Source organism: Acinetobacter sp. TY1, from assembly GCF_048551395.1.
In the GTDB taxonomy this organism is placed as follows: Bacteria; Pseudomonadota; Gammaproteobacteria; order Pseudomonadales; family Moraxellaceae; genus Acinetobacter.
On the sequence record NZ_JBLYZK010000008.1, the window covers coordinates 49,852 to 73,205 of the forward strand.

The 23,354-nt window shown below is 36.7% G+C and carries 22 protein-coding genes and 1 pseudogene; 8 read left to right on the top strand and 15 right to left on the bottom strand.

Annotation, left to right across the window (positions count from 1 at the left end; genetic code table 11):
- Positions 1-80: 80 nt before the first annotated feature.
- Positions 81-545 (bottom strand): MarR family winged helix-turn-helix transcriptional regulator, encoded by a 465-nt coding sequence (locus tag ACK2M2_RS07010; protein ID WP_409511556.1) that lies wholly within the window; start codon positions 543-545, stop codon positions 81-83.
- Positions 546-689: 144 nt separating this feature from the next.
- Positions 690-1,007 (bottom strand): hypothetical protein, encoded by a 318-nt coding sequence (locus tag ACK2M2_RS07015; protein ID WP_419346976.1) that lies wholly within the window; start codon positions 1,005-1,007, stop codon positions 690-692.
- A 542-nt stretch (positions 1,008-1,549) separates the two neighbouring features.
- Here ACK2M2_RS07015 and ACK2M2_RS07020 point away from each other — a divergent pair.
- On the top strand, positions 1,550-3,103 hold the full coding sequence (locus ACK2M2_RS07020) for a TerC family protein (RefSeq protein ID WP_419346979.1): 1,554 nt from the start codon (positions 1,550-1,552) through the stop codon (positions 3,101-3,103).
- Between the two features lie 132 nt (positions 3,104-3,235).
- On the opposite strand, the gene ACK2M2_RS07025 is transcribed toward ACK2M2_RS07020, so the two are convergent.
- Positions 3,236-4,093 (bottom strand): alpha/beta fold hydrolase, encoded by an 858-nt coding sequence (locus ACK2M2_RS07025; RefSeq protein WP_419346981.1) that lies wholly within the window; start codon positions 4,091-4,093, stop codon positions 3,236-3,238.
- Between the two features lie 144 nt (positions 4,094-4,237).
- Between ACK2M2_RS07025 and ACK2M2_RS07030 the strand changes: the two genes are divergently transcribed.
- Positions 4,238-4,696: a hypothetical protein gene (locus ACK2M2_RS07030; RefSeq protein ID WP_419346984.1), complete on the top strand. Its 459-nt coding sequence runs from the start codon at positions 4,238-4,240 to the stop codon at positions 4,694-4,696.
- Between the two features lie 108 nt (positions 4,697-4,804).
- Here the strand turns inward: ACK2M2_RS07030 and ACK2M2_RS07035 are convergent, their stop codons facing one another.
- Positions 4,805-5,047: a hypothetical protein gene (locus tag ACK2M2_RS07035; protein ID WP_409511552.1), complete on the bottom strand. Its 243-nt coding sequence runs from the start codon at positions 5,045-5,047 to the stop codon at positions 4,805-4,807.
- A gap of 423 nt (positions 5,048-5,470) precedes the next feature.
- The gene (gene brnQ / locus ACK2M2_RS07040; RefSeq protein WP_419346986.1) at positions 5,471-6,763 is read right to left on the bottom strand and encodes a branched-chain amino acid transport system II carrier protein; all 1,293 of its coding nucleotides are present in this window, start codon (positions 6,761-6,763) and stop codon (positions 5,471-5,473) included.
- 320 nt (positions 6,764-7,083) lie between these two features.
- Here brnQ and map point away from each other — a divergent pair, with 320 nt between their 5' ends.
- Positions 7,084-7,878 carry a type I methionyl aminopeptidase gene (map, locus tag ACK2M2_RS07045; RefSeq protein ID WP_409511550.1) on the top strand — a complete coding sequence of 265 codons (795 nt, stop codon included), beginning with the start codon at positions 7,084-7,086 and terminating at the stop codon, positions 7,876-7,878.
- Positions 7,879-8,540: 662 nt separating this feature from the next.
- Here the strand turns inward: map and ACK2M2_RS07050 are convergent.
- The 4 genes from ACK2M2_RS07050 to ACK2M2_RS07065 form a co-directional block, all read right to left on the bottom strand.
- The gene (locus ACK2M2_RS07050) at positions 8,541-9,713 is read right to left on the bottom strand and encodes a benzoate/H(+) symporter BenE family transporter (RefSeq protein WP_409511549.1); all 1,173 of its coding nucleotides are present in this window, start codon (positions 9,711-9,713) and stop codon (positions 8,541-8,543) included.
- 239 nt (positions 9,714-9,952) lie between these two features.
- Complete coding sequence (gene leuE, locus ACK2M2_RS07055) at positions 9,953-10,612, bottom strand: leucine efflux protein LeuE (protein ID WP_419346989.1); 660 nt, start codon at positions 10,610-10,612, stop codon at positions 9,953-9,955.
- A 156-nt stretch (positions 10,613-10,768) separates the two neighbouring features.
- Positions 10,769-11,758: a transaldolase gene (tal, locus tag ACK2M2_RS07060; protein ID WP_419346992.1), complete on the bottom strand. Its 990-nt coding sequence runs from the start codon at positions 11,756-11,758 to the stop codon at positions 10,769-10,771.
- Between the two features lie 89 nt (positions 11,759-11,847).
- The gene (locus ACK2M2_RS07065; RefSeq protein WP_409511546.1) at positions 11,848-12,738 is read right to left on the bottom strand and encodes a LysR family transcriptional regulator; all 891 of its coding nucleotides are present in this window, start codon (positions 12,736-12,738) and stop codon (positions 11,848-11,850) included.
- A 121-nt stretch (positions 12,739-12,859) separates the two neighbouring features.
- Here ACK2M2_RS07065 and aceI point away from each other — a divergent pair, with 121 nt between their 5' ends.
- Positions 12,860-13,291, top strand: coding sequence for a chlorhexidine efflux PACE transporter AceI (gene aceI / locus ACK2M2_RS07070; RefSeq protein WP_409511545.1), 432 nt, complete (start codon positions 12,860-12,862; stop codon positions 13,289-13,291).
- A 115-nt stretch (positions 13,292-13,406) separates the two neighbouring features.
- Here aceI and ACK2M2_RS07075 read toward each other — a convergent pair.
- Together ACK2M2_RS07075 and ACK2M2_RS07080 are read right to left on the bottom strand one after the other, a co-directional pair.
- Positions 13,407-13,893, bottom strand: a pseudogene (locus ACK2M2_RS07075) (hydrolase); the annotation flags it as partial.
- A 220-nt stretch (positions 13,894-14,113) separates the two neighbouring features.
- On the bottom strand, positions 14,114-15,643 hold the full coding sequence (locus ACK2M2_RS07080; protein WP_409511544.1) for an acetyl-CoA C-acetyltransferase: 1,530 nt from the start codon (positions 15,641-15,643) through the stop codon (positions 14,114-14,116).
- A 241-nt stretch (positions 15,644-15,884) separates the two neighbouring features.
- Between ACK2M2_RS07080 and ACK2M2_RS07085 the strand changes: the two genes are divergently transcribed.
- The 4 genes from ACK2M2_RS07085 (at position 15,885) to ACK2M2_RS07100 (ending at position 20,142) form a co-directional block, all read left to right on the top strand.
- Positions 15,885-17,276 carry a 3-oxoacyl-ACP reductase gene (locus ACK2M2_RS07085; protein WP_419346996.1) on the top strand — a complete coding sequence of 464 codons (1,392 nt, stop codon included), beginning with the start codon at positions 15,885-15,887 and terminating at the stop codon, positions 17,274-17,276.
- A gap of 262 nt (positions 17,277-17,538) precedes the next feature.
- Complete coding sequence (locus ACK2M2_RS07090; RefSeq protein ID WP_419346999.1) at positions 17,539-18,396, top strand: MaoC family dehydratase; 858 nt, start codon at positions 17,539-17,541, stop codon at positions 18,394-18,396.
- A 76-nt stretch (positions 18,397-18,472) separates the two neighbouring features.
- Positions 18,473-19,750, top strand: a complete 1,278-nt coding sequence (locus tag ACK2M2_RS07095) for a serine hydrolase domain-containing protein (protein WP_419347002.1) — start codon at positions 18,473-18,475, stop codon at positions 19,748-19,750.
- 50 nt (positions 19,751-19,800) lie between these two features.
- Positions 19,801-20,142: a hypothetical protein gene (locus ACK2M2_RS07100; protein WP_409511540.1), complete on the top strand. Its 342-nt coding sequence runs from the start codon at positions 19,801-19,803 to the stop codon at positions 20,140-20,142.
- Positions 20,143-20,232: 90 nt separating this feature from the next.
- Here the strand turns inward: ACK2M2_RS07100 and ACK2M2_RS07105 are convergent, their stop codons facing one another.
- From ACK2M2_RS07105 to ACK2M2_RS07120, 4 genes are all read right to left on the bottom strand, one after another.
- Complete coding sequence (locus ACK2M2_RS07105) at positions 20,233-21,312, bottom strand: porin (protein ID WP_419347006.1); 1,080 nt, start codon at positions 21,310-21,312, stop codon at positions 20,233-20,235.
- 256 nt (positions 21,313-21,568) lie between these two features.
- Positions 21,569-21,982: an HIT family protein gene (locus ACK2M2_RS07110; protein WP_409511538.1), complete on the bottom strand. Its 414-nt coding sequence runs from the start codon at positions 21,980-21,982 to the stop codon at positions 21,569-21,571.
- Positions 21,983-22,014: 32 nt separating this feature from the next.
- Complete coding sequence (locus ACK2M2_RS07115) at positions 22,015-22,281, bottom strand: YARHG domain-containing protein (RefSeq protein WP_409511537.1); 267 nt, start codon at positions 22,279-22,281, stop codon at positions 22,015-22,017.
- Between the two features lie 147 nt (positions 22,282-22,428).
- Positions 22,429-23,304 carry an NAD(P)-dependent oxidoreductase gene (locus ACK2M2_RS07120; protein ID WP_419347009.1) on the bottom strand — a complete coding sequence of 292 codons (876 nt, stop codon included), beginning with the start codon at positions 23,302-23,304 and terminating at the stop codon, positions 22,429-22,431.
- Positions 23,305-23,354: the final 50 nt, after the last annotated feature.

A 23,354-nucleotide genomic window follows, 5' to 3' on the forward strand; every position in this document is an offset into this window, starting at 1 on the left:
TTTACATTAAAGGAAATAAAAAACTGCTTTTAATCCTGGTTGATTTAAAGCAGTTTTGGTCAAACATTTATATGCTTGTTTTAATGTGCAAGATTTTTAAAAATATGTTTTAACGATTCCATCATTTTTTCAATTTGTAATGGTGTTAAGCCTTCAAATGATTGTTCAAGTACAACACTCATGAGATCATTGATTTTCTCAGTCATTTTTTTGCCTGAATCTGTCAAATGTACACGAGTAATACGTGCATCTTCGGTGCATGAATAGGTGTCAACAAAACCTTCATCTTTCAAACGATACACGATTTTTGTAGTGGTCGACATTTTAGACACAATCATATCTGAAAGATCGGAAACACTCGCATGTGGCTTTGCATTGAGAGCAAGTAGCAAGCGACGGCGAGAGTTATCAACGCCATATTTTTTCAAAGCATGATCTACATTTAAAACGTATTGTGCATGCACTTGCGTTACCCAATAAAATGGAAATTCTTCCAAATTAAATTCGTCTGATGTAGGTAAAAATTTCGAGTACTTCTTAGACATTCTTAAATCCCATTTTTTTAATTATCGTCTGATCGCTATATTACTTATATTATTTGAAATTAGATAGATGTATCAATAATTGTTCAGTCATTTATCTGAAAAAACAGGAGAAATCCACTATAAAGATTTCTCCTAGGCATTAAACTACACATGTTCATTCAGTAATGACAGGGCATAACTGTCATGATTTTGATGGAATGCGATAATACTTTGCGCAAATCGTGTTGCTTCTGTAAGTATTTGAGAATTTATAATATTCACTTGCGTCAGTTGTGCTGTCGGTTGTGTATTTTCAAGAATAACCTGATACGTAAGTTCTTGTTGTTGATTCTTGTGCATTACCCTAATGTTGATCTGATGTTGTTCTAAAACCTCATCATGATTGAGATAGGTGCCTTCATAACATGTATGTGTAATGTCCTTTGATATGCGTTTGAACGTTAAGGCATGAGCAATTGTCATGGCTGAAAATTCCATTAGGTTTATGATTAATTTAAAGTTAAAAATAAATTAAAAACTTTAAGTGAGTTGAGAAAATATTTCTAATCATCATTAAGAGGACTATTTTTTATTTTACAGGAATTTAAGCACTTTAATATTTGGTCAATGGTCAAAAAATGATGTCTAGAAAGTCATATACATAAATGAAATATCAAAAATATTTATAGGATATTTTTATATAAATAAAAAAGTCATTTATGTATTAATCAAAATGAAAAAAGATTTAAAAAAATGGATGAATGATCAGATGTTTAAATATTATCGATTTGTACAGTGATATTTCATTTAAAAACAACATGAAGATGGCGTGCAAAGCTCAGATTGGGTCTAGGTTAAAATATTATTATTTCAGAATGTAACATTTCAAAAAAAAAGAATTACAAATGTATCCATTTATGCATAATAAAAGTCACTTTATTGAAAAAGGTATCTTTCATGGATCCATCGCCGTGTGGGTTAAATTGTTTTAGCTGTAAAAAAATACAGTGCAGGGGTTCTAATCAATGGAATTTTTAATGGATCCCGGTATTTGGGTTGGTCTGTTAACGCTGATTGTGTTAGAGATTGTACTTGGTATTGATAATCTTGTTTTTATTGCCATTTTGGCAGATAAACTTCCTCCAGAACAACGTGATAAAGCACGTATTTTGGGTCTCAGCCTCGCATTAATTATGCGTTTGGGCTTATTATTTGCCATTTCTTGGCTTGTTACGCTTACAAAGCCGTTAATTACGGTCTTTAACTTGACCTTCTCTGGGCGTGATTTAATTCTTCTATTTGGTGGTTTATTCTTACTCTATAAAGCAGTCAGTGAATTGCATGAGCGAATGGAAGGTAAAATTGAAGTTCAGGTAACAACAAATAATGTTGTCTATGCAGGCTTTGCCGCAGTTGTTGCTCAAATTGTCGTGCTTGATGCTGTTTTTTCTTTAGATTCAGTGATTACTGCAATTGGTATGGTCGACAATATCTATGTAATGATGGTTGCGATGATTGTCGCAATGGTTGTTATGTTAGTTGCATCGAAACCATTAACCAACTTTGTAAATCGTCATCCGACCGTCATTATTCTATGTTTAAGTTTCTTATTATTGATTGGTATTAGTTTAATCGCTGAAGGCTTTGGCTTTCATATTCCGAAAGGGTATATCTACTCAGGTATTGGGGTTGCGATTGTGATTGAAGCATTTAACCAATTTACAAACCGAAATGTAGAAAAGCATCAGTCTAAAATTCCACTGCGTCACCGTACTGCAGACTCCATCTTGAAATTGATGGGAAGTAAGCTTGATGATGATTTGATGTTGCAAACAGGTGAATCATTGGCTGCACAAAAAGCCTTTGGTGATGAAGAGCGCTATATGGTTGGTGGTGTTTTAACACTTGCTGAACGAAGCGTAGCTTCAATTATGACACCTCGTCTGCAAATTTCATGGATTAATCTTGATGATGATCATGAAAAAATTCGTGAGCAAATTCTAGCCGTTCCGCACAGTCTATTTCCTGTATGTCGTGGTCAATTAGATAAAGTTGTGACTATTGCGCGTGCTAAAGAATTGATTGATGCTTTGGATGACGAAGAACAATTGCAAAAACTGTTAAAACGCAGTCGTCCGATTTTCATTTTTGAAAAAATGAAAGTGATTGATGCGATTAATACATTGCGTAGTTCAAAAGGTTCACTGGTTCTAGTTAGTAATGAATTTGGTAATATCCAAGGTTTGATTTCACCGCTCGATGTTTTTGAAGCAATTGCAGGTGAATTTCCTGATGCCGATGAGCAGCTTGAACTCACGAAAATTGATGAAAATACATGGAAAGCATCGGGAATGCTTGATCTGTATCAGCTTGAGCTTGAAATGGGTATGCTTGATTTAGATCTGGTACATGAAGATTCAGGATACTTTAGTGTTGCAGGTCTAATCTTGGATAAAACTCAAGGTGAAGTAAAACAAGGCACACAGATTGAACACGATGGTATTTGGTTTGAAATTCTGGAAATGGATGAAAATCGTATTAAATGGGTAAAAATCACTAAGCCTGAATCTAGAGGTTAAGGTATTTAACTCATTGAAATAATTTAATTTTAAAATTGATATTAAAAATGCCTCAAAATTTGAGGCATTTTTTTTATTTAGAAATATGTAAAAGACTATTTTAAAGTCGATTTAAAGAAAACTATAGAAAACTTAGGCTGCAATTTGTTCGGCAATAACAGCCCAAATATGGTGATGTGATTTTTTAAACATCAACATATGACCAATGGCTTTTTGATCATACTGAGTCGGTTGAAGTTCAATTTTATTTGTTTTCGCATTTGGATATAAACGCAGTAAATCATTGACATTAGCTTCGGTAGCAATTTCATCATCTGAAGCATAAATAGCTGTGATAGGGCATTGAATTTGCTGATGATAATCATTAAAAATGGTTTTACCAATAGCATTGATTACATAACCAGGCTTACTACAGAACTGTGCCCATTGGCGTGCAACATTCTTTGGTAAATTTTCGCCCATGCCTAGCATTTGAGTTGCGCCATAACCTTTCAGCGCAATCGATACGGGGAACACAACATTAAACATCACAGGCGCCATTTTTTTGGTACGTCCTTTGAGTCCTTTAACATGACCTGTTGAACCTGCAATTGCAATTAATCGAGCAACTTTCTGAAAATTAGGTGTAATTCCGAGTAACTGTCCACCTGCACTGTGACCAATCAAAATAACTTTTTGTTGTTGTGTCTTGTTCAGTAAGCTATCAATGGCAGCCGGAATATCTAAAATTCCCCAATCTTGAATGCTCGCTTCACTCTTTTTTAATTCCGTATATAAAGATTGTCCAATGCCACGAAAGTCGAACACCATAACATGATAATTTTGTGTTGCTAACCACTCGCAGAATGAGTGGTAAAAACCCATTGTGATTCCTGTGGCGGGACAAAGTAGAATAGGCAGTTGGGTTGTGTCACCTTGTGATGGGTAAAATTTTGCATTTAGGGTATAACCATCTTTACAAGTAATGGTCATGTTTTCATAACTGCTCATAATAATCATCGTATTGTACTAGAGAAGATAGCTTAAACATACATGAGTTCTAAAAAGAAACTGAGGTTTGAGTGTGACCGAAAAGTCATAAAATATTTGCAGAGCTTGTTAAGATGGGGCATAAAAAATAAAGAGGAAAATGATATGGATGTTGAACAATTGAGCTTTGCCGTTAAGATTGCCATTATTTTTAGTGGTCTATATTTGTGGGTCGGTATGCTCACAGGAGTTTGGAAGTATTGGCAGATCAGTCGTTCTGTACATGCTAAGGCACATTATTATGTCGATATTGCACATAGAAGTAGTCTGCTGTATGCACCTGCGACATTAATTTTAGCGGTTTTAGCTTATTTTTCAGTATGGTCGGCAGAACTTAATCTTGCTTTTGTATTGATTAATGTCCTGTTTTTTAGCTTTTCAATCTTAAGCTATATTGTGCATGGCTTTTTACAAGATACGACAAACCAATTTCGTCAACCGCATAAATTAGGAAAATTAAGTTTACCTGTATGGTTGATGCGCTGTGCGATGTTGTTATTGGTCATTGGAGAGATTGTTGCAACAGGTGGTTTATTGTGGGGTGCAACATTGGCTTTGATTTAAATGTAAAGCTAAGAAAAAAAGATTGAAAATTAAATAGATGAAAAAAGTATTTGAATTTTTATTATTCAATTTGTGCTACAAAAAAGGGATGACAAAGTCATCCCTTTTTTAATCAGAAGGACTGATGCGACGTTGTTTACGCTGGCTGTGGTCAATGATGTCCCAAATATAAAAGACAGCAGTTACAATAAGTGCATAACCAAAGAATTCAGGTTGTAAATTGCCTTGAATTAAACCATGCATAAGAATCATTAAAAAAATGGCAAGCGTCGTACTTATATAAATGACCAATTTGCTATTGGTCTTTAAAGAATTAATGAAGAATTGCTTGTTGAAATGTATTGATAACATCTCCATACCTCCTATTGTTATGTTTGACTAAAAAACCATGTGTTTTAGTCTGATTTGTATTCTAGTTTTACCACAATATGGGAATATTTCAAGAGAAAATACTACTATTATGTGAATTAATTGTGACATATTTATGACAAAAATGGAATAGCTTATTTATTTACTAAATTAGTATTATTTTGATTGAAAATTACACAATAAGTTAAGTTAAAACAAAATCACTGAAAAAGAGAAATACCAAAGCATCAATCCTAAATGGGTTGATCTCGATATTCGGGGGTATTTTCATCTGATATTTGGATCGTAGCACTTGCACCGAGTGTAAGCAATAGTTGCACATTTGGGTAAAATGGCAAGTATTGGTCACAAATCAAATTAAATCGGGGTAAGATTTAACTTTACGGCATAAAAATAAGAAATGTCTTAATTTCGAATTTTGTCAATCACAATACAAACGATCAATACAGCAATTGAAGGTAATAACCATGCGAGATTTTGTGCATTAAGTGGTAGATGTTGTAAAGCATCGGGTAAAATATCTGCAAAAGCAGTAACTTTAATGCCTTCAATAATTCCAAATGCAAATGCAATAGCTGTTACAGGTGCAACAACGTGTGATGGTTTTTTCCAGAATTTCCAAAAGAAACTTAAAATAATAACCACAATTGCTGGTGGGTAAATTGCGCTAAGTACAGGTACAGATACTGCAATTAATTTAGTCAAACCAAGATTTGAAATAATTAAGGAGAATAATACGAGAATGAAAACTAAAATCTTATAGGGAATTTTAGTAAGTTCCGAAAAGTATTCAGCACAAGCACAGGTTAAGCCAATTGCAGTGACCATACAGGCAAGAGAAATGAGAATGGTGAGGAAGATTGATCCCATATCACCAAAAGCATGCTGTACATAAGCATGTAAAATTATGGCACCATTAGCGGCATTTGGTGCGGCTTCATGGCTTCCAAGCCCAAGTTTAAATAAACTTAAGTAAACAAGGGTTAAGCCTACACCTGAAATTAAACTTGCAATAATGGCATATTTAGTCACGAGTTTAGGATCAGTAACGCCACGTGAATGGATGGCATGAATAATCACAATACCGAAAACCAATGCACCTAAAGTATCCATGGTTAAATAACCATTGACGAAACCTTCAGATACCGGGCTTGTAACATAGTTGTTAATTGCTGGTGGGACTAATCCTGCTGGAATAATAAATGCAGCAATACCTAAAATCGCAAGGGAGATAATTTTAAGCGGTGCAAGAAAATGTCCAACAGTATCGAGCAATTTATTTGGATACAGCGATACGACTGTGACAATCGCAAAATAAATAACACTATAAATGAATAAGCTGCTTGCTGAATCACCAAAATACGAAGAAAAACCAATCTCATAAGAAACAGTGGCTGTTCGTGGTGTTGCAAATAATGGCCCAACAGAAAGATAGCAAACTACAGTCAAGAGTAGACTTGCCACTTTTCCAAGCGGAGAACTTAGAATAGCGATGGAACCTTCTGTTTTAGACAGCGCCATAATCGTTAAAACGGGTAAGCCAACGGCTGTGATTAAGAAACCAAAAGCAGCTAACCAAACATGTTCACCGGCTTGCTGAGCAACAATCGGTGGAAAGATAATATTGCCTGCCCCAATAAATAAGGCGAAGGTCATGAACCCTAATGCAATAATATCCCGTGTGCGGAGACTAGTCATAAAAGGAAAGATATTGCAAAAGGAAATAATTTTAGAGTAAATACAACTACTTTTGTATTTTATTTTATCAATCACATATAATTTAGTTATGTATTATTCCATTAAATTCTAAATAAACAAATGATATCTAAGCTAAAAATATGATATTTGAAGTTGAAAATGAGTGATTATTGAATATGCGAATTTATTTTTGTATGTACTTTGTTTGGACAAATTAGACTAATACATACTATTTCCCATTTAATATGTACTTTATATATTCGGTTCGCCCTATTGGATAGGAAAGCGTATACTTATGTTTCTCAAAAGAGGGTTAAGTCATGAAAGCTTCTGCAGTCACTATTAAAACTGAACAGGATATTGAAAAACTTCGTATATCGGGGCGTCTTGCTGCTCAGGTACTAGAAATGATCGGAGCTTATGTCAAACCTGGTGTGACGACAGAATATTTAGACGACTTGTGCCATGACTTTATTGTCAATGAATTGAAAGTCATACCTGCCAATATTGGTTATTACGGTTATACCAAAACGACTTGTATTTCGCCAAATGAGGTCGTGTGTCACGGTATACCATCGGCAAAAATTGTTTTACAAGATGGCGATATTATTAATATTGATGTTGCGATTATTAAAGATGGTTATTTTGGTGATACCAGCCGTATGTACTGTGTTGGGAATGTCAAACCTGAAGCAAAAAAACTCATTAATACAACATACGAAGCAATGGTTGCAGGGATTCATGCGGTAAAACCAGGAGCAACGTTGGGTGATGTAGGTCATGCAATTCAGCAAGTTGCACAGAGAGATGGTTATACCATTGTACGTGAATATTGTGGTCATGGTATTGGTAAGGTTTATCATGAACAGCCGAATGTTTTGCATTATGGTCAAGCAGGACAGGGTATGGTCTTGAAAAAAGGTATGGTTTTTACCATTGAACCTATGGTCAATATGGGCAAGGCGGCTGTGAAAGAGCTCAATGATGGTTGGACAGTGGTTACCAAAGATAAATCATGGTCTGCACAATGGGAGCACATGGTTTTGGTCACAGACGATGGTTTTGAATTGTTATCACCTTGGCCTGAAGGTACAGGAATTTATCCAGCGATTTAGATTATTACTTTAACTAGACTTTAGTCTATGTAATTGTATTTTTAAAATCCAAAGCTACTATAATGTGATTTGCATCACATTATTTTGGGTTATTTTACTTTTTAATATCCAATCTATCTCATTTTATAGTTTTTAAATATTGGCAATATAGTTTAAATTTTATATAATTATCTCAAGAATCTAGCTGTAGTTTCTTTTTATTGTATTCAAGTTTTATAGCTTATCCATCACTGGATAAGCTTTTTTTTGACCTAAATTTAGGCGATATTTTTATTTTTCTATTATAAAAATCATAATGAATAAAGTTACATAATAAAAATGAATTAGATTATTTGTCCAATATGATAAGATTTTTTAAATCAGGTTTCTCCTGAACAGATAGATCAATCCATTGTGTGTTCAAATTTGAATCTATATTTATTATTTTACATATGTGCTTTGAACCATGTAGATATTAATTTAAGTAATTATTGTAGTAGCTTATAGAATGTATTGCCAATTGAGCCTAATCACGCACAATACCCTTGCTTGGATGTTCGTAACTACAAGATCAGGCAGTCATTTTCAACTAAAATTGTGAAGATGATTTACCTGAATCTTGATTATCTTATATTCAAAATTTATGTGATGAATATGCCGTTGTTAAGCGTATTGAGAATTTGTTAGGTTTTATTTTTAAATTTCAGAATGAATGAAACCAAAAATCCAAACAATAGTCCCCAAAATGCGGAACCGATACCGAAAAACTGTACACCTGACGCGCAAAATAAAAAGGTCAGTAATGCCGCTTCGCGATCTGCGACATCTTGAAAGGCAATGGCAATATTGTGGCTAATGGTGCCAAAAAGTGCGATTCCTGCAAGTACAATAATAAATAATTTAGGGAATGACATCAACAAACTAGTTAGTGTTGCTGCAAATAAGCCCATGATAATATAAAAAAATCCACAACTGATACCTGCAATATAGCGTTTGCTTGGATCAGGGTGGACTTGATCATCAAGACTAACTGCTGCACTAATGGCAGCAATATTTACGCTATAACAACCAAAAGGTGCAAGTAAAGCTTGGGTCAGACCTGTCCAGCCAATGAGGTGTTTAACATGCGGTTGATAACCATAGCTTTTAATCATTGCAATCCCTGGAAGGTACTGAGAAGCCATATTGATGACAAATAAAGGTAGAGCAAGTCCAAGAATAGCCGACCATGTAAATTCAGGGCTAATCCATACAGGTTTTGCCAATGACCAATGTACAATAGGCATATGGAATTCCATAAATATTGGACAGAGTATCAGCCCTGCAATGACGGTAATAACAATGCAATAACGTGCCCATAAGCGTTTCGAGATAATATAAACGGCTAAGAGAGATAAAATAAAAGCCCAATCGGTTTGCATGCTTGTAAAAAGTGCGATGCCGAATTTGAGCAATACACCTGCAAGCATAGCACTCGTGAGGCTTTGCGGAATATAAGAGAGGACTTTTTCAAAAATACCCATGAAACCGAGTATAGCTGTTAATAATCCACAGACTAAAAATGCGCCAATAGCTTCATATAAGCTGTAGCCACTGCCTGTTGCCATAATGAGGGCAAGACCTGCGGTTGACCATGCTGTTGCAACGGGGTATTTAAATTTCCAAGAGAGAATGAGTCCACTAAGACCAATGCCTAAGCCTAAAGCCCAAAACCAAGAAGTAATTTGCTCCGCAGATGCACCTAAAATTTGTGCCGCTTGAATGACCAATACTGCGGAAACACTAATGCCAATTAGAAAAGTAATAAAACCTGCAAATACGGCGGGGATGGAGAAGTCTTGAATGATTTTTTGCATGATTCCTTTCTGCTTACATGTTTAAATTTTAACAAATATTCAATTTTTAGATTTAATCAAGCTTGATATTCACTTACTTTCAGCGATGCCAAAATATAGTACTGAGCGAAAGCATAACCGATGAACATCACGCATATGCGCAAAATATGTAAAAGTCATCATTGGAAATATACATAAAAATGAGCAGGATGATATTTTTTGATTATCATCGGAATATTGGTGGAAATAGAAACAAAAAATTAAACCATAGTCGAGGTTGCAAGTTTTAGACCAAAGCCACAGAATAAGATTCCGACACAGGCAACACCAATAGCTACAATTTTATAACGGGTATTAAAAAAGTTTGCGAGTTTCACACCTGAAAAAATGAGCAGAGTCAAATAGCCCATACTAATGATTTGTAAACTGACAGACAGTACTGCAAAACTCATTGCAGGATACGGATAGTTTGGATCTACAAATTGTACGAAAAACGATAAATAGAAAAAGATAGCTTTCGGATTCAACACACTAATAGTCAGCGCTGTACGGTAGGGATGAAAGTCTTGTTGTTCAGTTTGATTTGTTGTCGTGGAAGCCACGATCTTTTCGGCTTTTTTGAACCATGTCTGATAACCTGCAATTAAAAGGCGTATTCCTAAATATGCCAAATAACTTGCACCAACGACTTTAAGTAAAATAAAGAGCCAAGGAAATGCATGCAATAATGATGCTGCACCTAAAATAGTGCATAAAATTAAAATTAAGTCGCCTGTAAAAACACCGAGCGCCCCAATATAGCCAGTTTTCACACCAAAGCGTGAGGCGATGGACATGACATACAATGAATTTGGACCTGGTAAAATAACAATGAAAATGGTTCCAATGATATAGGTCCAATAATCTATAACGCCAAACACTATGTCTCACCTTTTGATAAAATATTGGAAAGCTATTGGCTCATTCAATAAAAAAGCCGAGAAGCATCATAACAAACTCGGCTAACTTGTACACATAAAGCGTACATTTTTAGGGTATTTATAACGTAATTTTATATCAATATTTTACATGGTTGTTTAGTGGTGAATTGTTGCATCAATACCAAAAGATTGACGCAATAAGGTACTTAGTTGATCACGGGCACGAATAAAACCATCAATGCCACCTTGAAGCAGTTGGAATGCCATCAAGTCATGTTCAAGTTGTGACTTAAAATCATCTTTTTGAATTACTTGATGTGTTTCTTCATGATTTGAGTGGACATGATCAACAGTCAATTGTGCTGTGACTACACGTTGCTCATTGTTCAAGTCTGCCAACAGATTCGGTGCAACGGTTAATAAGTCACAACCTGCAAGCCCAAGGACTTGATCGACACTGCGGAAGCTTGCACCCATCACTTCTGTTTTAATGCTGTGCTGTTTGTAGTAATGATAAATTTGTTTAACTGATAAAACACCAGGGTCTTTTTCGATAGGGTAATGATCAACATTTTCAGCTTTTTTATACCAATCTAGAATACGTCCCACAAACGGTGAAATTAGGGTTACCCCTGCATCTGCACAGGCTTTGGCTTGGTGTAAACCAAAGAGTAATGTCAAATTACAATGAATACCTTCAGCTTCTAATATTTTTGCTGCTTGAATACCTTCCCAAGTTGAAGCAATTTTAATTAAAATACGATCTTGTTCAACGCCATATTCTTTATATAGTTTTAATAACTCATGTGCTTTGGCAACCGTTGCATCTGTATCATAAGATAAAGAGGCATCGACTTCAGTTGAAACACGCCCTGAAACAATCTTTAAAATTTCAACTCCAAGTTTAACCGTAAGTATATCGATGGTGCGTTCAATAAGTTCATCATGCAGATAACCTTCTGCTTTGGCTTGAGTATATGCATCTTCAATGAGTACACGGTTTTCAGGTTGATTGGCTGCAACCGTAATCAGAGATGGATTGGTGGTAGCATCCAATGGACGAAACTGTTCAATTGCAGCTAAATCACCTGTGTCGGCAACAATAGTTGTGAGTGCTTTTAATTGTGCTAAAGAGGATTGTGTCATTACGATTTAATTCTTGGTTAAAATACTTGTGTATTTATTTATAGCACATTGTGCTTTGAGCAAAAGTAAAAAAAGTCTTGAAACGGCTTTTAATTTGCTTGAATTCTTTGATTTCGGATGTAATCAATCAAAAAACGAGCAGCAGCCCCGAGTTCACTTTCACGACTCCAAACCAAATCGACATAATATTCAAATTTCGGTGTGAAATCAGAAAAGTTTAAAATTTTTAATTGTTGCTGTAACAGTGGGTTTTCATTCAGCATTTCCAGAGGGAGTACACCCCAACCGAGACCTTGGCAAATCATCACGCAAGCTGAATGATGATTGTCAGTGCGCCAATATTTTTGTGAGTAGAGCAGTTCGGGTTTAATCGTGCGGTCACGGCTTGCCACTACTATTTGACGATTTTTCAGAATTTTTTCAAATGCAATATATTCCAATTGGGCAAGAGGATGTTGTATTGATGCGACAGGAACCAGAGCTTCACGTTTTAATTCAACAAATTGCTCACTTGTTTCAAGTTGCTCTCGCTCAAACATTAGCGCAAGTTGAGCTGATTTATTCATCAGCATTTTAATAGCATCTTCTTGCGGTGCAGAAAAAATATTGATCTGTAATTCGGGAAATTGTTGTTCAAGCAGTGCAATATAACTTGTCCAATCAGTATGTAGTAACTCAGATACCACCACAATATTTAATGCCGATTCAAGCCCAACACTTAGCGCATAGGCATGTTGTTTCCATTGATTCATTTCTGTGAGTAGCTGTTCGGTACGTTCAAACAAAGTTTGTGCTTGTGCTGTAGGCAGTGGCTCACGACCTTCACGGCTAAATAATTTTAAATCGAGATCAATTTCCATATTCGCAATTGACATACTTACGGCAGAGGGAACTTTACCGAGCTTACGTGCCGCTGCAGAGAATGAACCTGTTTCCATTACCGTTTTGAAAATGATTAATTGTTCTTGGTTGATGTTCATTGGTCGTAAGTGAGTAAAAATATTAACATCTATCCTATCAAAAAAATTGAAAGAATCTAACTCGATTAATCAATAATAAGCACATAAAATGATTCCATCTGTAGTTTAGAGGAAATGATTTATGATGATTTCAAAAAGAAGAGTCGTGCATGCGTTGACTTATGAGATTATTCTTCTAGTGATCATCGCAATTGCATTAAGTTTTATTTTTGAAGTACCAATGGAAATTACAGGAACTTTAGGTATCGCTATGGCGGTCACTTCTGTGATTTGGAATATGATTTTCAATCATTTTTTTGAAAAGTATGAAAAGAAGCATCAGCTTAAACGTACTGTGCCTGTTCGTATTATGCATGCGATTGGTTTTGAAGGTGGTTTAATGTTGGCGACTATTCCAATGGTTGCTTATGCTTTGAATATGAGTCTACTTGAAGCTATTTTGCTCGATTTTAGTATGACGATGTGTATTTTGGTATATACCTTTATTTTCCAATGGTGTTATGACTACATTGAGGCACGTTTGGGAGTTAGTTCTATGGTGACTATGAAATAAGAAATTGTCATATTAGAAAAATGAATGTATTTATTTTAAAATTTATAGATAATCTTTCGCTAAAAGCCGTATCGATAGGCATTGATACGGTTTTTTTACAGCAATTAAAGGGAAATTAATCTGGTTTTTTAGATACAAATTGAATACCCGCCGTGCCATCTATTTTGATGAATAGATCCATAAATTGTGTAACGGTTTTAGCACGTTTCCAATCAAGTTGTAATTCACAGAATAATTCAATTCGGCGTAAAGCTGCTTAATATATCGTAACAGATGTGCCACCTCCAGCATCGACAACAACATATACTTCAAACCTTTTGAGTGCATCAAGTGCATGGAAGATTAAACATGCCTCTGTTTAAAGTGCAGTCATAGGTTGGAATGCCTTTTAATACTTTACGTAATTGCGGAATCGGTGGCTTATTTAAACTGGTTGAAACATTAACGTAGAATGAGTGATTGATAAATCTTATACAAGTGCTACCTTTACTTCACCAACAATGTTGTTGACAAGTAATTGGCGATCAATTGAAGCAATCGAATTGACTTGAATGGGTTTGAAAGTCGATACAAATAAATACTGAATTTGGGTTAGTTAATAAAAATCATCTTACTGATTACGAATAGCTTCACTTGTCATTTTATATCCTATTGTGAGTGAGTGTTATTGGAATATTGACCTTAGTAATCGCTATAGATAAATAAAATAATTGGGTATTTAATACTACAAAACGGTAACTATTTTGCATTAATGTTTTAAAACAAAAGCACCTCTAAGCGAACTGAGAGGTGCTTAATATTTTTCGCTGTGTAATGATCGAATTATTTTTCAATAATTGCTGTTACACCTTGACCACCAGCAGCACAAATCGAAATAAGGATACGACCTGAACCTTTTTGGTTAAGTAGTTTTGCAGCACTTGCAAGGATACGACCGCCTGTTGCAGCAAATGGATGACCTGCTGCTAAAGAAGAACCATTGACATTCAGTTTGCTACGATCGATTGAACCCAATGGTGCATCACGACCTAAACGCTCTTTACAGAAAGTTGTGTCTTCCCATGCTTTGAGTGTAGACAATACTTGTGCTGCAAATGCTTCATGAATTTCGTAATAATCAAAATCTTGCAGCGTAATGCCTGCACGATCAAGCATACGTGGAACAGCATAAGCAGGTGCCATCAATAGACCTTCTTTTTTACCTACAAAGTCAACAGCAGCAGTTTCTGTGAAAGTCAAATACGCTAAAACTTCATGACCATTGGCTTTTGCCCATTCTTCAGAAGCAAGTAATACAGTCGATGCACCATCGGTTAACGGAGTAGAGTTACCCGCAGTCATGGTTGCATTTTCGCCTTTACCAAACGCTGGTTTTAGTTTAGCTAATTTTTCAACTGAAGAATCAGGACGTAAGTTATTGTCTTTGCTTAAACCTAAAAATGGTGTCATGAGGTCATCAAAGAAACCAGCATCATAGGCTTTTGCCATTTTTTGATGTGAAGTTGCTGCAAGTTCATCTTGCGCTTCACGAGAAATACCCCATTCAAGCGTTGTAATAGCTTGGTGCTCGCCCATTGATAAACCTGTACGTGGCTCACCATTTTTAGGGGCATCAAGTAAATCTTTAACATTGATTTTTGACAATGCTTTTAAACGGTCTTTTGCAGTTTTAGCAATATTTAGTTCAAGCATTGCTTTACGTAAGCCATCACCAAATGCAATAGGCGCATCAGACGTGGTATCTACACCGCCTGCAACACCCACTTCAATTTGACCTAAAGCAATTTTATTTGCCACAAGGAATGCTGCTTGTAAACCCGTACCACATGCTTGTTGAATGTCATAAGCAGGTGTTTCAGGTGCAAGTTGAGTATTTAAAACACATTCACGGGTCATGTTGAAATCACGGCTGTGCTTCAATACTGCACCTGCAACAACTTCACCAAGACATTGACCTTGAAGGTTAAAACGCTCAATTAAGCCATTTAACGCCGCAGTAAACATATCTGTATTGGATGCTTGGAAATATGGACCATTTGAACGAGCGAATGGAATACGGTTACCGCCAAGAATGGCTACACGACGAACAGTTTGAGTCATGGTTTTTCCCTGAGATGTGGATGTTTGTTTTGTAGGTGCTGAAGGCGCATCTACTTTTACTTTATTGGTATCTGAAGCTGTGGATTTTCGAGTCGATGTAGCAGCACGGGTACGTGGTGTCCGTGAAGTACTTTCTGATTTAGAAGCAACTGTGGTACTTTTGTTGGCACTCGTACGCTGTTTTGATGGTTTTGACACCGCTTCCGCAGCAGAATCCTCGACTGTTGGATTTTCTTGAGTTGTTTTGCTCATAAGGCTTTTCCAAGCATGTTTACGCTATTCTTAAGACGTACATTAGCATATTGTTGAGAGGGTCGTATTGACTGAAATGACATTTACGGATGCTTTCAGGTCAAGACATATAGTAGCTGAGTCAAGTATGATTCAGAACAAGCATCATGCATCTGTTGAAATATAAGTATCTGACATTACATTGAAGTTCGGACATATAAACAGATTCATTCAAAAATTAATTTTCAGAGAGATAATAAACATGTCTGACCAATACCAAGTATTTGCAAAATCTCCAATTGGTAAATTTGTCATTAAAAATTTAGGTTTGCCATCACCACTTGCGCTAGATCGTTTTGAATCTGCAACACCTGTAATTAAAGGTGCTGTACTTGTTGGTGCTGCGCCAGGTGGTATGTTGTCTGATTCAATTTCTCAAGTACTTAGCAATGTGCATGCAAATAGTTATGCAGGGAATAATGTTGAACTGCAACAAGCAGCAGCAAAATCAGGTTTAACTTTAAATGCATTCAATGAAGGCGATAAAGAGTCAAAATTTAAAGCGGTTATTTTTGATGCATCAGGTATTCAAAATTCTGAACAGTTGAATGAATTACACAAGTTCTTTAGCCCGATAGCACGCCAAATTGCACCTTCAGGTCGTGTTATTGTTGTCGGTTTAACGCCTGAAACAGCATCAACCATTAAGCAAGCTATTGCACAACGTGCTTTAGAAGGTTTTGTTAAATCAGTCGGTAAAGAGTTTAAAAAAGGCATTGCTGCACATCTCATTCATGTCGATGCAGATGCGGCTGCAAACCTTGAATCGTCTTTACGCTTTGCACTTTCACCGCGTTCTGCATATGTTTCAGGTCAAGTGATTCGTGTATCTAAAGCGGCTGTAGTGAATGTCGATTGGGCAAAACCATTAGCAGGAAAAACAGCATTGGTAACAGGTGCAAGCCGTGGTATTGGTGAAGCGATTGCCCATGTATTGGCACGTGATGGTGCACATGTGATTTGTTTAGATGTTCCACCACAACAAGCTGATCTTGATCGTGTTGCTAGTGAAATTGGTGGTTCTGCTGTGGCTCTTGATATTACAGCAGCAGATGCAGGTGAACAAATTAAAGCCGCTGCGGTAGCACAAGGTGGACTCGATATTATTGTGCATAATGCGGGTATTACACGTGATAAAACCCTTGCCAATATGAAACAAGACATGTGGGATCTCGTGATCAATATTAACTTGTCTGCGGCAGAACGTATTAATGATTACTTGTTAAATAACAGTGGTCTGAACGAAAATGGTCGTATTGTTTGTGTATCTTCTATCTCAGGTATTGCGGGTAACTTAGGTCAAACGAACTATGCAGCATCGAAAGCTGGTGTTATTGGTTTAGTTAAATTTACTGCACCACTTTTGAAAAAAGGCGTTACGATCAATGCAGTTGCACCTGGTTTCATTGAAACTCAAATGACTGCGGCGATTCCTTTTGCTATTCGTGAAGCGGGTCGTCGTATGAACTCGATGAGTCAGGGTGGTTTGCCTGTTGATGTTGCTGAAACGATTGCATTGTTCGCATCATCAGCATCTACTGGTTTAAATGGTAATGTGGTTCGTGTGTGCGGTCAGAGCTTATTGGGCGCATAAAATTCTATATAAAGATTTAAAGTCCTAAGATATTTCATGTGATGTGATTGTTTTTTTTTCATGGATCATGAAATATCAGATTAGAAATTTTTAGTGGTGATGGTTATTAGAATAGTGGTTAGATTGTATTTTCTAGAATACAGTATTTTAACCTATCCACACCATCACATTAAATGTTAGAAGAGTCAGGGCTGTGCTTGAAACATCCCTGATTTTTTTATTTAATAGAATCAAAATTGATCAAATATTAGAAAGGTAAAATATGAATAGCCGTCACTTTAATCAATTGCCTAAGCCTTACTTAGCATATCCAAAAGTCATTCAAGGTTTGATTTTTAAAAAGCCTAAAGGTGAAAAAGTTTTGCCACAGATTGAGTATGTGGTGGATTCATTCAAAATTGATACCGATCATTTAAAATCGTATAACGAAGTTTGTGGTTTTAAAAATAATGGCTATATTCCTGCAATTTATTTGGCAGTGTTATCGCAAAGTTTACAAATGCATATGATGACTTCAGAGCCATTTCCATTTGCAATTTTAGGCTTGGTGCATATTCGTAATACTGTAAAACAAAACCGTAAAGTAGGTGTTAATGAGCAATTGACGCTTACATGTACATTTGGTGAGTTGAAGCCACATGACAAAGGTGTACAGTTTGACTTCTTAACCATAGCAAAAGTTTCAGGTGATGTGGTGATGGAAGGCGTAACCACTTATTTAATTCGTCAAAAAACCGATGGTTCAAGTGTATCAAAAAATAAACAAGAAGCATCTACACCTGTATATGAAGTGTTAACAAGTTGGAATATTTCAGAAGATACAGGTCGCCGTTATGCACGTATTTCGGGCGATTATAATTTAATTCATATTCATGCATTAACAGCAAAAGCTTTTGGCTTTAAACAAGCCATTGCGCATGGTATGTGGAGTAAAGCACGGGCTTTAGCAAGTCTAACTTTACCTGATGCTTATGAAGCTGATGTGTCTTTTAAGTTGCCAATTTATTTACCATCGACAGTTGAGCTACTCACCGAAAATCGAAAAACCGAAACAGCCTTTTTGATTCGAAATCAGTCATCGCAAAAACCACATGTCAGTGGTATTCTAAAAGAATTATAAGACAAGAGCCTGCGTTGTGAAATGCAGGCTTTTTCAATTGAATGGATAATCAACATAAAACAAAAGGTGAAAGGGCATGAGTGGTTTAACGGATATTTTATTTGCAGTCAAAAACAACTATACAGGGACTGTAGATGACCGTTTTAAAGATCTTGCTGAGCAATTCAGTCGTTTGCAGGACAGTCGAACGATGCACGGTGGTGCTGCATTGGCGGTGTATTTTCAGGGTGAAAAGGTTGTCGATATCTGCACGGGTCGTAAATCTCTGACTGAGCAGTGGAGCAGTGATACTTTATCTGTATGTTATTCCACTGGTAAAGGTGTACTTGCAACGCTTGCACATATTATCGTAAGTGAAGGTTTACTCAATTATGATACTCCTGTCAGTCACTATTGGCCTGAGTTTGCTCAAAATGGTAAAGCTGAGATGACCTTGCGTCATATTTTGAGCCATCAATCGGGTTTATATGATATCCGTAATGTAATTCAAAACGCTGTAGAAATGGCTGATTGGGCACATATGCTACATGTAATGGAGCAAGCAACACCTCGTTTTGCTGTGGGGCAGGATATCGCCTATCAAGCATTAACTTTTGGATGGTTAGTCGGGGGAGTATTGGAAAAGGCTACAGGTCAGTCTTTACAGGGTTTGATGCAACATTATTTGGTTGAGCCTTTAGCGTTGGATGGTGCATATTTTGGTGTACCTCAAGATCAATTAAGTCGAGTTGCTCGAATATTGCCTAAAGAAAAATCGCCTGAACAGCACGCTGCTCAAAGTGCAAAGCAAACAACGAAAAATAAAGTCAAAAAGCATCATAAAGCAAGTTTTTCAGATAGATTGGCGGAGTTTAGTGGACAAAATCCGCAAGATTTTTTAGATGCAATGGTGCCGAAAGGCATGAAAGATTTTAGTTTTTTTAGTGATCAAGGCTTACAAGCGATTATTCCTGCTGCCAATGGTGTATTTAATGCGCACAGTCTTGCGAAAATGTATGCCATGTTGGCAAACGGTGGGGAGAGGCAAGGGGAACAACTCATACAACCGCACGTATTTTCAGAGTTGAGTAAGATTCAAAGTATCCGCCGTGACCGTGTGATGCCAATTCCAATGAAATGGCGTTTGGGTTATCACCGTGTGATTAGTATGGGGAAACGAGCCAAACAAGGTTTTGGGCATATTGGCTATAACGGTTCAGGTGCATGGTGTGATCCACAGCGTCAATTAAGTTTTGCTTATACGCATAACTTTATGACAGGTTCAATTACAGGGGATTATCGTTTGTGGGGTTTAACACAGGAAACGTTACGCTGTGCAGATGCAGTAATTAAAGGACATAAAGGTTGGTTTTAATCACCGATTGAATCTTTTACAATGCATTTTTAAATTTTGATGATATTGCGATGAGTTTTCAATTAATCAAGCTCGACATTCAGGCAGATAGCAATATTGCCTGTCCACATTGCCAACAAAATATTATCAATTGGGCAGAAGAGCAGTACGTACAACCGTGCCCACATACCTTATTTGTTGCATTTGATTTAGGTTTTGAATATATATCGGATGCTTATGAATCGACTATGCAACGCTCGGTTGATGATGTTCACGCACATGATATTCAAATCAATATATTGGAAGATTTAAAACAAGCAACTTATTCGGATTATGTGGTTTATCAGTCAGATTTAGGTGCTGCAGACATGTCGCGTTATATTGGTATTTCAGCAACAGCGATTGATGCTTAATTCATTTTTGAGTTATTTTTTAGTTACTAGCTGAATATAAAAAAGGAACTTACTTATGGTGAGTTCCTTTTTTTGAATGGAATGGTTGATTTAGAAATTGTATTCCATACCTAAACCAAACACCGTTTTCTTGTCATCATCAGTTTGCCAATCGCGTTTTTGTTGTGCAACTACACCGTAGAAACGCGCTTGTTTGTTAAAGTTATAGTCAACACCGAGACCATATTGGTCAATGGTACGGTCGCCACCTGACCATTGTGTTTCAGCAGATTGATATTGACCTTTTACTGTCCAAGGTGTTTCTGGAATGGTGTAACCAGCAGAAATCAACCAAGCTTTTTCTTCGAGTGTAGCAACGCGAGTATCAAGTTTTGCAGCTGTAAGGGCATCTGCAGAAGGAGAGTTAGAAGGCTCTGCAAATTGATATAATGCGCCGAAAACTAGACCTTTTGCACCAATTGTACTTAAATCAACGGAACCCGTGATACGGTAAGCATCCGATTCAATATCTTTTAAACTCAGGGCATTATATGCACCTGCAACTGCAAAATTACCTGCTAGACCAGCCGCAATACCATAGTCTTTATTTTCATAGGTTAACGATGTAGAAACACCATTAATGCTGTCACGTTCTTTGCTTGAGTATACTGAGTTATTATTCTCACCCATTTGTGCTTGAACGTTAAATTGTAAACCTGGAACGATGAGGTTTTTATCAGTTTCAAAACCGACAACGTTTTTTAAACGTTCTTCGCCATACATGGTTTTGGTGATATCAAGATTAGTGTCATCATTGAAAATATCTTGATATTTACCAGCAGAGGTCTTGAAATATGAGTCATATTGACCTGCTTTTACTGTACCAATATCTTTAAATTTTAAGCCAAGGAAGCGGTTACGTGCACTGAGGTCTGTATCAGAACCAGAACCATCCGTAGAAATAGCCCATTCTGCTTGATAGACCACACCGACATTATCAGTTAGCTTTTCTTCGCCTTTGATCCCAATACGGGAAGCATTTGAATTTAATTGAGTTTCATCTGTGCCTTTGTAGTCTTTATTGTCTACTTGGTTTAAAGATACGTTGAGCTTACCGTAGATGGTTGGCGCTGCTTGCGCTGCGTTTAAGCCTAGTGATGCAATTGTTGCAGCGAGTAGCATTTTTTTCATTCAAAATTCTCCAAAACATGTTCAAAACGGCATTTATTTATTTCGCTTTTTATGGCGTTGATCAGCAGGTGGGTACTGACTAACGTGCATGCAGTATCTGCAAACAGTGTTACTAAAAAGTGAAAGTTCAATGACAGTTTGATGACGTTGATTACATGGAGGATTTTTTAAACTTTAAAATAAAAAGACGTTTGATGATTTTTGAACATAAAAAATGAGGCATTGAGCCTCATTTTTTATGAATCAGATAAGGTACTTAGAGCGCGGCTTTAATTTTCTCTGCAAGCGATGCAATTTTCTCTTGATCACCCATTTGAGCTGCATGGCGGCCCAACTCATGAATCGAAGAGGGGATTAAGTGGAAATGAACATGTGGAACAGTTTGACCTGCCGCAACACCTGATAATTGCATTAAGACAATACCTTTTGCATCAAGTGCAGTCTCCATTGCCTTCGCAACCTTCTGTACAATTTGAATGGTATATGCTGCTGCCTCAGGGGTAAGGTCAAGTAATGTAACCGCAGGTAATTTTGGAATCACCAAAGTATGACCTTCGGCTTGAGGCATAATATCCATAAATGCCAAAACTTGATCATCTTCATAGACCTTGATTGCAGGAAGTTCACCACGAAGAATGCGGGCAAAAATATTCTGATCATCGTATGACATGTTTTTTCCTTAAAAGTTGAATTGTGCTGTAATTATTTACAGTTCAATTCTTTCTGACGTTCCTTGATCGCGTCAAGTCGTTGTTGCTCTTTTTCAGAAAATTTTGGTTTGCTTGTAAAGCAATTATCATTGCCGTACTTAGCTTTAGCCTCTGGGTCTTTAAAACAAAAACCTTTTGCTGCATAAATGACATTTGAGTCATCTTGTAATTTCTTACATTCTTGTGCTGCATCCGCAGCATAGACTGAACTGGCACATAAAGTTGCCATGCTTAGTAATGCAATTGAAATTTTTTTCATGAGTTTCCCTCAAAACTGACATATTACATTGTCTCATCTTATTATAAGGATGATTCTTCTGAATACAATGGTGAAAAATTATCCTTATGTTGTTTTGATGAGTTTTATAGATATAAGTAAGATAATTCTATACTTAAAGTTCTAAGATTATGATTCTAAAATAATATTGTTCCAAGATTCATAAAGTTTGACTGCTGTAGAAAAATCACTGTTAGGTTCGGCAAGTGCATTCGCAGATTGGATTAAACTGTAAGTTAAGCCCGTCACAGGTGCAGATAAACGTGCTTCACGAATCAAGTCAATCGCAATACCTGTATCTTTAGCGAGAAGTGGTAGAGCAAATGTCAAAGGGAAACTGCGGTTTAAAATGCGCTGTGGTAATGCAGATTCGGTCACGCCACTTTTACCACTTGAAGCATTAATACAGTCGAGTGCTTCATTAAGATTTACGCCGTGTGCTTTTAGTGTGGTAAAGCCCTCGGCTGCTGCGCATAAATGAATTGCCATCATCATATTATTGACAGCTTTGACTGCAAAACCTGCACCTGCATCACCCACACGTTTAATTAATTTACCCATCGTTTGCATAGCAGGAAGTGCTTGATTAAATGCATCTTGATGGCCACCCACCATAAAAGTGAGGGTTGCATTTTCAGCACCAATGGTTTGTCCACTGACTGGTGCATCAAGGAACTGCACCTGTTGTGTTGCGAGTGTTGTTTGTAGTTTTTTGGCAGATTCGGGTACGCCACTTGTGCAGTCGACCCAAATAGAGCCTGCTTTTAGCTTGAGAGGCTGAATCAAATCTTCAACATCCTGACTCGTTGGTAAGCAAGAAAAAATAATGTCGGCTTGTACTGCTTGCTCTAGTTTTACCGCAATGGTGCCAAACTGTTCAGCATGTTGCTCAGCTTTGCTAAAATTTCGATTCCATACATAAACACTATCGAAATGTTGAGGTAAGTGCGCAGCCATACGCCAACCCATAGCGCCTAGACCAATAAATGCAACTGTTTGCGTCATGACATCACCCGAATCAGGAATTAAAATTATTTAAATAAATCATCAGCGCA